This is a genomic window from Ornithinimicrobium humiphilum, from assembly GCF_006716885.1.
Taxonomy (GTDB): domain Bacteria; phylum Actinomycetota; class Actinomycetes; order Actinomycetales; family Dermatophilaceae; genus Ornithinicoccus; species Ornithinicoccus humiphilus.
Genome location: NZ_VFPU01000001.1, coordinates 2,168,688 through 2,180,142 on the forward strand (window position 1 = coordinate 2,168,688; position 11,455 = coordinate 2,180,142).

The 11,455-nt window shown below is 72.4% G+C and carries 11 protein-coding genes; 3 read left to right on the forward strand and 8 right to left on the reverse strand.

Annotated features, from left to right (window positions below; translation table 11 throughout):
• Window positions 1-10: 10 nt before the first annotated feature.
• From era to hrcA, 8 genes are all read right to left on the reverse strand, one after another.
• Entirely contained in the window at window positions 11-967 is a 957-nt protein-coding gene (gene era / locus FB476_RS10200) for a GTPase Era (protein WP_141818657.1), read from the reverse strand.
• Window positions 957-2,321, reverse strand: coding sequence for a hemolysin family protein (locus FB476_RS10205; protein ID WP_141818658.1), 1,365 nt, complete (start codon window positions 2,319-2,321; stop codon window positions 957-959). The genes era and FB476_RS10205 overlap by 11 nt, the downstream gene beginning before the upstream one ends.
• Window positions 2,318-2,818 carry an rRNA maturation RNase YbeY gene (ybeY, locus tag FB476_RS10210; RefSeq protein ID WP_141818659.1) on the reverse strand — a complete coding sequence of 167 codons (501 nt, stop codon included), beginning with the start codon at window positions 2,816-2,818 and terminating at the stop codon, window positions 2,318-2,320. The genes FB476_RS10205 and ybeY overlap by 4 nt, the downstream gene beginning before the upstream one ends.
• The gene (locus tag FB476_RS10215; RefSeq protein ID WP_141818660.1) at window positions 2,815-3,843 is read right to left on the reverse strand and encodes a PhoH family protein; all 1,029 of its coding nucleotides are present in this window, start codon (window positions 3,841-3,843) and stop codon (window positions 2,815-2,817) included. The genes ybeY and FB476_RS10215 overlap by 4 nt, the downstream gene beginning before the upstream one ends.
• A gap of 34 nt (window positions 3,844-3,877) precedes the next feature.
• A complete protein-coding gene (locus FB476_RS10220; RefSeq protein WP_141818661.1) occupies window positions 3,878-5,263 on the reverse strand; it encodes an MFS transporter in 1,386 nt (461 codons plus the stop codon).
• Window positions 5,260-5,997 (reverse strand): 16S rRNA (uracil(1498)-N(3))-methyltransferase, encoded by a 738-nt coding sequence (locus FB476_RS10225; RefSeq protein WP_141818662.1) that lies wholly within the window; start codon window positions 5,995-5,997, stop codon window positions 5,260-5,262. Before FB476_RS10225 ends, FB476_RS10220 begins: the two co-directional genes overlap by 4 nt.
• Window positions 5,998-6,009: 12 nt before the next feature.
• Window positions 6,010-7,131: a molecular chaperone DnaJ gene (dnaJ, locus tag FB476_RS10230; RefSeq protein ID WP_141818663.1), complete on the reverse strand. Its 1,122-nt coding sequence runs from the start codon at window positions 7,129-7,131 to the stop codon at window positions 6,010-6,012.
• A gap of 103 nt (window positions 7,132-7,234) precedes the next feature.
• Window positions 7,235-8,254, reverse strand: coding sequence for a heat-inducible transcriptional repressor HrcA (gene hrcA / locus FB476_RS10235; protein WP_141818664.1), 1,020 nt, complete (start codon window positions 8,252-8,254; stop codon window positions 7,235-7,237).
• 145 nt (window positions 8,255-8,399) lie between these two features.
• Between hrcA and fumC the strand changes: the two genes are divergently transcribed.
• From fumC to FB476_RS10250, 3 genes are read left to right on the forward strand one after another with little or no spacing between them, the layout of a single operon-like run.
• Window positions 8,400-9,806: a class II fumarate hydratase gene (gene fumC / locus FB476_RS10240; RefSeq protein WP_141820164.1), complete on the forward strand. Its 1,407-nt coding sequence runs from the start codon at window positions 8,400-8,402 to the stop codon at window positions 9,804-9,806.
• Between the two features lie 50 nt (window positions 9,807-9,856).
• The gene (locus FB476_RS10245) at window positions 9,857-10,726 is read left to right on the forward strand and encodes a DUF3097 domain-containing protein (protein WP_202876956.1); all 870 of its coding nucleotides are present in this window, start codon (window positions 9,857-9,859) and stop codon (window positions 10,724-10,726) included.
• 12 nt (window positions 10,727-10,738) lie between these two features.
• Window positions 10,739-11,230, forward strand: a complete 492-nt coding sequence (locus FB476_RS10250) for a DUF4870 domain-containing protein (protein WP_238329657.1) — start codon at window positions 10,739-10,741, stop codon at window positions 11,228-11,230.
• Window positions 11,231-11,455: the final 225 nt, after the last annotated feature.

Genomic DNA, 11,455 nt, shown 5'->3' on the forward strand with positions numbered 1-11,455 from the left:
CCCGGGCAGGTCAGAAGCCCAGGCGGTCCAGCTGCTTGGGGTCGCGCTGCCAGTCCTTGGCGATCTTGACGTGCAGGTCGAGGTAGACGCGGTGCCCGAGGATCCGCTCGATGCCCTCACGGGCCGTGGTGCCGACCTCGCGCAGCCGCGACCCGCCGCGGCCGATGATGATGGCCTTCTGGCTCGGTCGCTCCACGTAGACGTTGACGCGCACGTCGCTCATCGGGTCGTCCGCCGGGCGGTCCGGCCGCGGCACGATCTCCTCGACCTGCACCGCCAGGCTGTGCGGCAGCTCGTCGCGCACGCCCTCGAGGGCCGCCTCCCGGACCAGCTCGGCGATCATGACGACGGCCGGCTCGTCGGTGAGCTGGTCGGCGGGATACATCGGTGGAGACTCGGGCAGGAAGGACGCGAGCAGCTCGGCGACCTCCTCCACCTGCTCGCCGCGGACGGCCGAGCAGGGGATGATCGCGGCCCAGTCGCCCAGCTGGTCGATGGCGACCAGGTGCTCGGCCAGGCGGTCGCGGGTGACCGCGTCGGACTTGGTCGCGATCGCCACCACCGGCACCTTCCGCACCCGGTGCAGGTCGAGCAGGTCGTTGGCGATGAAGGTGTCGCCGGGCCCGATCCGCTGGTCCGAGGGCAGGCAGAAGCCGATGACGTCGACGCCCAGGAGGGTGTCACGCACCAGGTCGTTGAGGCGCTGGCCGAGCAGCGAGCGCGGACGGTGCAGTCCCGGGGTGTCCACGAGGACCAGCTGCGAGGTCTCGGTGGTCCGGATCCCGCGGATGGTGTGCCGCGTGGTCTGGGGCTTGGACGAGGTGATCGCGACCTTGCTGCCGACGAGGGCGTTGGTCAGCGTCGACTTGCCGGCGTTGGGCCGGCCGACGAGGCACGCGAAGCCGCTCCGGTAGGGCGTCGCACCGCCCTCGGGCGCGCTCCCCTCGGTCGTGGGGTCAGTGGGCACGGCTCACCTCCGTGGTCTCGGTGCCGGGGGCGGCACCTGCGTCAGCGGCCTGGCGGCCCTGCTCGTGGTCGTCGTCGCGGTCGGGGGCCGGCGGGAGCGGGCGGACCAGCACGGTCGCCACCCGGCGCCGGCGGCCGGCCATCCGCTCAGCGGTCAGCTCGAGGCCCGACACCACGCCGACGGCGCCCTGGATCGGGACGCGGCCGAGCACCGTCGCGAGCAGCCCGCCGACCGAGTCGACGTCCTCGGACTCGATCTCGACGTCGAACATCTCGGCCAGGTCGTCCACCGGCAGGTTGGCCGGGACGCGCACCAGCACGCTGCCGTCGTCGGTCTCGACGGTCTCGACCTCGGCCTGGTCGCGGTCGTACTCGTCGGTGATCTCGCCGACGATCTCCTCGAGGATGTCCTCGATCGTCACCAGGCCGGCCGTCCCGCCGTACTCGTCGATGACGATCGCGACGTGCTGCCGGTCGCGCTGCATGTCGCGCAGCAGGTCGTCGACCCGCTTCATCTCCGGCACCCGCTGGACGGGGCGCATGACCTCGGTCACGGGCACCGTGTGCGCGGCGTCGGGATTGGCGTTGACCGCCCGGGCGACGTCCTTGAAGTAGAGCATCCCGAGCACGTCGTCGGTGTCCTCCCCGACGACCGGCACGCGGGAGAAGCCCGAGCGCAGGAAGAGCGACATCGCCTGACGAAGCACCTTCTCGGCCTTGATCGTCACGAGGTCGGGGCGGGGCACCATGACCTCGCGCGCGACGGTGTCGCCGAGCTCGAAGATGGAGTGGATCATCTCCCGCTCCTCGTCCTCGATGACTGCCGACTCCCCCGCCAGGTCGACGAGGTCGCGCAGCTCGGCCTCCGAGGCGAACGGACCCTCGGCGTAGCCGCGGCCCGGGGTGACCATGTTGCCGAAGACGACGAGCAGCTTTGCCACCGGTCCGAGGAAGAGCCGCAGGGTGCGCACCACCGGCGCCGCGGTCAGCGCCACGGCCTCGACGTGCTGGCGCCCCAGCGTGCGCGGCGAGACCCCGACGACGACGAAGGAGACCACGGCCATGATCGCCGTGGCGATGAGGGCGGTCTTCCAGTGGGAGTCGGTGACGATGTCGACCGCGACGGTCACGGCCACGGCGGTCGCCGCCTCGGCCGCGACGCGGACGAAGTTGGCCACCGCGAGGTAGGGCGGGGAGTCGGCGGTGATGCGCACCAGGGCGCGGGCACCACGACGCCCCTCCTCGAGGAGCTGCTCCGCGCGATGACGACTGGTGCGCATCAGCGCGGTCTCGCCGGCCGAGAGGAGGAAGGCGATCACCGTCGTCACGACGGCGACGGCGACGAGCGGAGTCATGCCCGGCCCGCCTCCGGGGCGGCGGTCGTCGTGCGGCCGCGCTGGGCCAGGAAGGTCAGCAGCAGCGTGCGCTGCAGGTCGAACATCTCACACTCGTCCTCGGGCTCGGCGTGGTCGAAGCCGAGCAGGTGGAGGATGCCGTGCGTGGTGAGCAGGAGCAGCTCGTCGCCCACGGCGTGCCCCGCGGCAGCGGCCTGCTTGCGGGCGACCGACGGGCAGAGCACCACGTCGCCGAGGACTCCCTCCGCGGGGTCCTCCTCGTCGTGGCCCGGACGCAGCTCGTCCATGGGGAAGCTCATGACGTCGGTGGGTCCAGGCAGGTCCATCCACCGCTCGTGCAGCGCAGCCATCGCGGCCTCGTCGACGAGGGTGATCGTCAGCTCGGCCTGCGGGTGCACGCGCAGCTGCTCCAGGACGTGGCGTCCGAGGTCGGCGAGCTCCTGCTCGGGGACCGGTGACGGCACCTCCCCGGACTCGTTGAGCACCTCGATGCTCATCGCTCCTCCGTCCCGCCGCCGCGCCGGCCGCCCTGACCGCCGCGCCTGGCCTCGTGCCGGCCGTAGGCGTCGACGATGTCGCTGACCAGCCGGTGTCGGACGACGTCCTGGCTGGTGAGGTGGGCGAAGTGGATGTCGTCCACGCCGGCGAGGATCTCCTGGACGACGCGCAGGCCCGAGCTGGTCCCGCTGGGGAGGTCGACCTGCGTGGTGTCGCCGGTGACGACCATCTTGGAGCCAAAGCCGAGGCGCGTGAGGAACATCTTCATCTGCTCGGGCGAGGTGTTCTGCGCCTCGTCGAGGATGATGAACGCGGAGTTGAGGCTGCGCCCGCGCATGTAGGCCAACGGAGCCACCTCGATGGTCCCTCCGGCCATGAGCCGCGGGATGGAGTCCGGGTCGACCATGTCGTGCAGCGCGTCGTAGAGCGGCCGCAGGTAGGGGTCGATCTTGTCGGTGAGCGTGCCCGGCAGGAAGCCCAGCCGCTCCCCCGCCTCCACGGCGGGCCGGGTCAGGATGATCCGGTTGACCTCCTTGGCCTGCAGCGCGGCGACGGCCTTGGCCACCGCCAGGTAGGTCTTGCCGGTGCCGGCGGGGCCGAGCCCGAAGACGATGGTGTGCCGGTCGATCGCGTCGACGTAGTGCTTCTGGTTGAGCGTCTTGGGCCGGACCGTGCGCCCGCGGCTGGAGACGATATTGGTCGTCAGCACCTCGGCCGGGCGACCGGTGGTCGCCGTGCGCAGCATGCCGATGGAGCGCTCCACCGCGTCGCGGTTGAGCGGCTGGCCGGCGGCGGTGACGGCGAGCAGCTCGTCGATCAGCCGCTCCACGAGGACGAGCTCGCCGGAGTCGCCGGAGAGCCGGAACTCGTTGCCCCGCACGTGGACGTCCACCTTGGGGAAGGCGCGCTCGACCGTGCGCAGCAGCTCGTCGTGGGGACCCAGGAGCGTGACCATCGGCACGTCCTCCGGGATCACGACGGTGTGGGTGGGTGACGTGCGGTGCTCCGTGCTGGCCTCTGTCATCAGACCTCCAGTCTATGCGGGTGCGGCCTCGGGCTCAGCCAGTCGCGTCGGGCACGGGTCGTGAGCGCAGCACGCTGACGAGGGCCAGCATGCCCACGGCGGCCGACACGCCGAGCGCGCCCACGAAGGCCGCGTGCGGCTGGGCCGCGTAGAAGTAGCCGAAGACGACGCCGGTGACCGCGAGCGAGACCGCACCGGTGAGGGACTCTCCCACCTGCAGAGCGGAGGAGTTGCGCCCCATCTCCGCGGCCGGGGACAGCCGCATGGTGAGCAGCGTGGTCGTCGGGTAGGCGAGGCCCACGCCGAGGGTGGCGACGGCATACACGAGGATCGGGACCCAGCCCGGCCAGCGCAGCCACACGGACACCGCGAGCAGACCCATCATCGCGATGAAGATCACCACGCCGAGGGTCATGACCTGGTAGCGGTCGATGCTCTCGCGCAGCCGGCCCTGGACCCAGGAGCCCAGCGCCCAGGCCACCGAGGAGGCCGCGAGGACGGCGCCGGCCTGGGCCGGTGAGTAGGCGTGCTCGTCGCGGAGCATGAGGGGCAGGTAGGCCTCGGCCGCGAGGAAGGAGCCGCCCATCGCCCCGCGGACACCGATGACGGACGGCAGGCCGCGGCCGAAGCGCAGCGTGCCCGGCGGCAGCAGCCGCCAGCTGGCGACCGCCACCAGCACGAGGATCACGGGGCCGACCACGAGCTCGATCCCCTCGATCCGCTCGCCGGACATGTTGAGCAGGCCGACGCCGACCGCGGCGACCACCGCCCAGAACAGCGTGGCGGGCCGTGCCCGCGTGTCGTCCGAGCTGGCCCTCGTGGCGCTCAGGGCCCGCCAGAAGACCCCCAGGGCAACCAGCGCGACCGGGGCGACGCCGAGGAAGACCCACCGCCAGGTGAGGTGCTCGACGATGACACCGGTGAGGAGCGGGCCGGCGAGGCCCGGCACCACCCAGGCGGCCGCGAGCAGGGAGAAGACCGCCGGTCGCCGGACGTCGGGCACCCGCTGCGCGATGACGACGTAGACCGCGACCGTGGTCATGCCGCTGCCGAGCCCCTGCACCGCGCGGCCCAGGACGAAGACCTCCATGAGCGGCGCGAGCCCGGCGAGCAGCAGACCACCGGCGAAGGTCAGCACGCCGGTGACGGTGACCGGGCGTGGCCCGGCCTTGTCGCTCCACCAGCCGCCGACGATCATGCCGACGACGCTCGCGGCGACGGTGGCACCGAAGGCCATGTTGTAGAGGCCGTAGCCGTCGAGGGCGCCGGCGACCGTCGGCATGGCGGCGCCGACGGCGATGTACTCCAGCGCCAGCAGGGCGATGAGCGCGGTGGCACCGATCGAGGCGCTGCGCAGGCCGGGCGAGAAGATCGAGGGCGGGACGGGCGGCGCCGCAGGCTTGCTGGTGGCGACGCTCATCGCCAACCTCCCAGGGTGTGCAGGGCCGCGAGCGCGGCCGCACCCGCGGTGGAGGTGCGCAGGACGGTGCGCCCCAGCCGGACCGGCCGCGCCCCGGCGGCGGCGAGGGCGTCGAGCTCCTCCGGGGTGATGCCGCCCTCGGGGCCGACGACGAGCAGCACCTCGCCCTGCTCCGGGAGGGGCAGGGCGGTCAGCGGCTCGGTCGCCTCCTCGTGGAGCACGACGGCGAGGTCGGCGGCGCGCACCCGCTCGAGGAGAGCGGCTCGGCCCGCGAGCTGCCCGACGACGGGCACCCGGGCCCGGCGGGACTGCTTGGTCGCGGCGACGGCGGTCTGCTCCCACTTGCGACGGGCCTTGTCGCCGCGCTCGCCCTTCCAACGGACGATCGACCGGTCCGCCTGCCACGGCACGACCTCGTCGACGTCGAGCTCGGTGGCGGCCTCGACGGCCATCAGGTCGCGGTCGCCCTTGGCCAGGGCCTGGACGAGCACCAGCCGGCGCGCCGGCTCTGGCTCGTCGCGGAGCTGCTCGACCGCGAGGTCGAGGACCCCGCGACCGACCGCGGTCACGGTGCACACGGCCACCCGGCCGGTGCCGTCGGCGAGCAGGACCTGCTCCCCAGGGTTCAGGCGTTGCACGTCGGCGGCGTGACGGCCCTCGGGGCCGTCGAGGTGCACGGTGGTCGTGCCGTCGGCCAGCGTGCCCGGGCCGACGAGGAAGAGGGGTGCGCTCAACTCGGTGTTCCGTCAGCGGCCGCGCAGGACGTCCCAGAACTTGCTGCCCCGGCCGTGGCCGGCAGCCGCCATCCGCCCCTCGGGACGGGCCTCGCCGCGCTCCTCGGCGAGCTCGGCCAGCAGCTCGCGCTGCCGGTCGGTCAGGCGCGTGGGCACCTTGACGTCCAGGTGGACGACGAGGTTGCCGCGGCCGTGCGAGCGCAGATGGGTCACGCCCAGCCCGGTCAGCGTGACGGTCTCCCCCGGCTGCGTGCCGGGAGCGATGTCGATATCGGTGGGTCCGTCGAGGGTGTCCACCGGCAGGGTCGCCCCGAGCGCCGCGGCCGTCATCGGCACCTCGAGGGTGCAGTGCAGGTCGTCGCCGCGACGGGTGAAGGTCTCGTGGGGCTCGATGGCGATCTCGACGTAGAGGTCGCCGGGCTCGCCGCCGAAGGGGCCGACCTCGCCCTCGCCGGCCAGCTGGATCCGCGTGCCCGTGTCGACGCCGCCCGGCACCTTGAGGGTGAGGTCGCGGCGGGTGCGGACGCGACCCTCGCCGGAGCAGTCGAAGCAGGGGTGCTCGATGACGTCGCCGTAGCCGCGGCACGCCTGGCACGGGCGGGAGGTCATGACCTGGCCGAGGAAGGAGCGCTGCACCTGCTGGACCTCGCCGCGGCCGGCGCACACCGAGCAGGTGCGGGTGCCGCTGCCGGCCTGCGCGCCGGAGCCCGCGCAGGTGCCGCAGACCACGGCGGTGTCGATGGTCAGCGTCTCCTCGCCGCCGAAGACGGCGGTGGAGAGCGGGACGTCGAGGCGCACGAGGGCGTCGTGGCCGCGCTGGACCCGCGAGCGCGGGCCGCGGGCGCCCGCGGCGGTGCCGCCGAAGAAGGCGTCCATGATGTCGCTGAAGGTGAAGCCCTGACCGAAGCCGCCGGTCGCGCCGGCGTAGGGGTCCTGCCCGCGGTCGTAGGCCGCCCGCTTCTCGGGATCGCCGAGCACGTCGTAGGCCTGGGAGACGCGCTTGAACTCGCTCTCGGCCTCCGCCCCGGGGTTGACGTCCGGGTGCAGCTGGCGGGCCTTCTTGCGGTAGGCCTTCTTGATCTCGTCCGCGGTGGCGTCGCGGGAGACTCCGAGGTCGGCGTAGTAGTCGTTCACGGGGTGGGGCGTCCTTGGGTCGTCGGTCGCGGGCAACGGTGGTGCAACGACGGGCGGCGCTCCGGTATGCCGCCCGCTGGCGTCGGGTCGTGCGGGACGGGCGTCACCCGTCGAGGATCTCGGCGACGTACTGCGCCACGGCCCGGACCGCGGCCATCGCCTGCGGGTAGTCCATCCGGGTGGGACCGAGAATGCCGAGCCCGCCGGCGACACCGTAGCTGGTGGCCACGACGGACGTCGTGCGCAGCGGGGCGTAGGGGTTCTCCGCACCGATGCTCACGGCCACCTGGTCGCCCTCGCGGGTGCTCGAGAGGTTGCCCATGAGCCGGAGCAGCACGACGTGCTCCTCCAGGGCGTCGAGCACGGAGGACAGCGAGGTCGGGAAGTCGGTGCCCACGCGGGCCAGGTTGGCCGTGCCGGCGAGCACGACCCGCTCCTCGGTCTGCTCCTCCAGCGCGTCGCGCAGCACGTCGGCCACGGCGGAGGTCAGCGAGGCGTCCTCCGGGCGCGCCGCGTCGACCAGCGTCGCGAGCCGCGCCGGGACCGCCGCGAGCGGCTGGCCGACCGACGTGGCGTTGACGCGGGCGCGCAGCTCGGCGACGACGTCCTCGGAACCGGTGAGGTCCCGGCCGGCGTCGAGGACGCGCTGCTCCACGCGCCCCGTGTTGACGATGAGCACGACCATCAGCCGGGGACCGCCGAGCGGGACCAGCTCGATGTGACGCACCGTCGAGCTCGTCAGGCTGGGGTACTGCATGACCGCGACCTGGGAGGTGAGGCTGGACAGCAGCCGGGTCGTCCGCGCGACGACGTCGTCGAGGTCGACGGCGCCGTGCAGGAAGCGCTCGATCGCGGTCCGCTCCGCGCGCGTCAGCGGCTTGATGGTGCTCAGCCGGTCGACGAAGAGCCGGTAGCCCGCGTCGGTCGGCACCCGGCCGGCGCTGGTGTGGGGCGCGGTGATCAGGCCCTCCTCCTCGAGGGCGGCCATGTCGTTGCGCACGGTCGCCGCGGAGACACCGAGCTGGTGGCGCTCGAGCAGGGCCTTGGATCCGACGGGCTCGGACGTGCGCACGTAGTCCTGCACGATCGCGCGCAGGACCTCGAGGCGGCGGTCGTCGCTCATCCCACCCTCCTCCCGGCATGCTGGTGGCTGTTGGCACTCTCGGTCTCTGAGTGCCAGTCTACGCGCCCGGTGCAAGCCTGCCGGGCCACCGACGACCTCGTGCGCCCGCAGCGTGCCGCCCGGCCTAGCATGGCTGTCCATGAGCATGAGCCAGGTGCGTATCGAGACCGACAGCATGGGACAGGTCGAGGTTCCGGCCGACCGGTACTGGGGCGCGCAGACGCAGCGCAGCATCCACAACTTCCCGATCGGGCGCGACACCTTCGTCTGGGGGCGTCCGGTCATCAAGGCCCTGGGCATCCTCAAGAAGGGCGCCGCCCAGGCCAACGCCGAGCTCGGCGAGCTGCCGCAGGAGGTGGCCGACCTCATCGTCCGCGCCGCCGACGAGGTCATCGCCGGCGAGCTCGACGACCACTTCCCGCTCGTGGTCTTCCAGACGGGCTCGGGCACCCAGAGCAACATGAACAGCAACGAGGTCATCTCCAACCGCGCCATCGAGCTGGCCGGCGGCGAGATGGGCAGCAAGACCCCGGTCCACCCCAACGACCATGTCAACCGGGGCCAGAGCAGCAACGACACCTTCCCCACCGCGATGCACATCGCCGTGCTCCTCGAGCTGCGCGACCGCCTCGAGGGCGGCGTGCAGGTGCTGCGCGACACCCTCGCCGCCAAGGCCGAGGCCTACGCCGACGTCGTCAAGGTCGGCCGCACCCACCTCCAGGACGCGACCCCGATCACGCTGGGCCAGGAGATCGGCGGCTGGGTCGCCCAGATCGACTACGCGATGGCCGAGGTGCGGCACGCCGCCGAGGGGCTGCACGAGCTCGCGATCGGTGGCACCGCGGTCGGCACCGGCCTCAACGCCCACCCGCGCTTCGGCGACCTGGCCGCGCAGAAGATGGGCGAGGAGGCGGGGCTGGAGCTGCGCTCGGCCGCCAACAAGTTCGCCGCCCTCTCGGCGCACGACGCCCTCGTCCAGACCTCCGCCGCGCTGCGCACGCTCGCGGGAGCGCTGATGAAGATGGCCAACGACGTGCGGTGGCTGGCCTCCGGCCCCCGAAACGGCATCGGCGAGCTGAACATCCCCGAGAACGAGCCCGGCTCGAGCATCATGCCGGGCAAGGTCAACCCGACACAGTCCGAGGCGTTGACGATGGTCGCCACCCGGGTCTTCGGCAACGACGCCACCGTCGCCTTCGCCGGCACCCAGGGCAACTTCCAGCTCAACGTCTACAAGCCGGTCATGGTCCACGCCGTGCTGGAGAGCATCCGACTGATCGCCGACGCCTGCCGGGCCTTCAACGACGGCTGCGCCGTCGGCCTCGAGCCCAACACGGCGCGCATCCAGGCCAACCTGGACAGCAACCTCATGCAGGTCACCGCGCTCAACCCGCACATCGGCTACGACAAGGCCGCCGCGATCGCCAAGAAGGCCCACAAGGAGGGCCTGACCCTCCGCGAGGCCGCCATCGCCAGCGGCGAGCTGACCGAGGAGCAGTTCGACGCCTGGGTCGTGCCGGTCGACATGACCCGGCCGCGCCAGGTCGACTGACCAGCGCGCCTCACGGGTCACACCCGTCACACGGCATACGCTCGCCTGCTGTGATGGACCGCTACGGGACGGACGTGCTCAAGACCGACTGGCGAACTCCCCGGCGGGGGCGCGCGCAGGACCTCGAGGCCGAGCGCGGTCTCGTCGTCGAGGACGTCGAGACCGGCTGGGTCGGCGCCGTCGTGCGGGTGGAGAAGGCGGGAGGCATGCAGGTCGTCCACCTGGAGGACCGCCGCGGCAAGGTGCGGGGCTTCCCGCTCGGCCCGGGCTTCCTCGTCGACGGGAAGCCCGTGGTGCTCACGCCGCCCACGGCCGAGCGGCGCGCCCAGGTCGCGGCCGCGAAGCAGGCGGCGAGCCGCACCGCCAGCGGCTCGGTGCGGGTCAGCGGGCAGCCGGCCCGCGTCGCGAGCGGCTCCCGGATCTGGGTCGAGGGACGCCACGACGCCGAGCTCGTCGAGAAGGTCTGGGGCGACGACCTGCGGGTCGAGGGTGTCGTGGTGGAGATGCTCGACGGCGTCGACGACCTGTCGGCGATGATCCGGCAGTTCGCCCCCACGCGCGACCGGCGGCTGGGCATCCTCGTCGACCATCTGGTGCCCGGCACCAAGGAGAGCCGGATCGTGGCCGAGGCCGCGCGCGTCAGCCCGTACGTGAAGATTCTCGGGCACCCCTACGTCGACGTCTGGCAGTCGATCAAGCCGGCCCGGCTGGGCCTGGACGCCTGGCCCGTCATCGAGCGCGGACGCTCCTGGAAGCACGGCGTGCTGGAGGCGCTCGGCTGGCCGCACGAGACCCAGGCCGACGTGGGCCTGGGCTGGAAGAAGATGCTCTCCACCGTGCGTTCCTACAGCGACCTGGAACCAACGCTGCTCGCCAGCGTCGAAGAGCTGATCGACTTCGTCACCGTACCGCCCGAGTAAGGAGGCTCGACCATGAGCCAGCAGCCCTACGACCCAACCACCGGCCGACCCGCCGGGCAGCCCGGCCCCACGCCGCCGCCCGGCCCCACGCCGCCGCCCGGCCCCGCCTACGGCGCCGGCCACCCGGGCACGACCGGGTCCGTCGCCGGCGACGAGCGTTCCATGATGCTCATCGCCCACCTCTCAGCGCCCGTCGCCATGCTCGTGAGCGCGGGCTGGCTGCCGTTCCTCGGCCCGCTCCTGGTGTGGCTGTTCTACAAGGACAAGAGCCAGCCGGTGCGCGTCGTCTCGGCGGGCGCCTTCAACTTCAACGTCTCGATCACCGCGGTGTCGATCCTGACGTGGATCAGCGTCATCCTCACGCTGGGCATAGGCCTGCTGTGGGCGATCCCGATCTGGATCGCGCTCTTCGTCGTGCAGCTCTGGGTGCACATCAAGGGCGCCCTCGCCGCCTCCAACGGCCAGGTCTACGACTACCCGTTCCAGCTGCGCATCCTCAGCTGAGGTTCTGTCGACCGATTGACCCGGCGTGTCAAGAGCGACACGCCGGGTCGGGCGCCTTTTGCGCCGCAGACCTCTTGCGCGGTCGAGCCCGGGTGGAGTAGACATCTCGGTACGCACTTCCTCCCGAGGAAGAGCGGGTCGCAAGACTTGTCGAGGATTCGCACGTCCGACGGGTGCCGTGGAGCACCCCGCACGACGCTCCCGGTGACGCGGGGGGCGAGCCTC

Excerpts from the sequence above, each read along its gene's own strand:
- fumC (WP_141820164.1), top strand. The coding sequence starts at position 8,400 with ATGAGCCAGGTGCGTATCGAGACCGACAGCATGGGACAGGTCGAGGTT.
- FB476_RS10205 (WP_141818658.1), bottom strand. The coding sequence starts at position 2,321 with ATGACTCCGCTCGTCGCCGTCGCCGTCGTGACGACGGTGATCGCCTTC.
- FB476_RS10215 (WP_141818660.1), bottom strand. The coding sequence starts at position 3,843 with ATGACAGAGGCCAGCACGGAGCACCGCACGTCACCCACCCACACCGTC.
- FB476_RS10250 (WP_238329657.1), top strand. The coding sequence starts at position 10,739 with ATGAGCCAGCAGCCCTACGACCCAACCACCGGCCGACCCGCCGGGCAG.
- ybeY (WP_141818659.1), bottom strand. The coding sequence starts at position 2,818 with ATGAGCATCGAGGTGCTCAACGAGTCCGGGGAGGTGCCGTCACCGGTC.
- FB476_RS10220 (WP_141818661.1), bottom strand. The coding sequence starts at position 5,263 with ATGAGCGTCGCCACCAGCAAGCCTGCGGCGCCGCCCGTCCCGCCCTCG.
- hrcA (WP_141818664.1), bottom strand. The coding sequence starts at position 8,254 with ATGAGCGACGACCGCCGCCTCGAGGTCCTGCGCGCGATCGTGCAGGAC.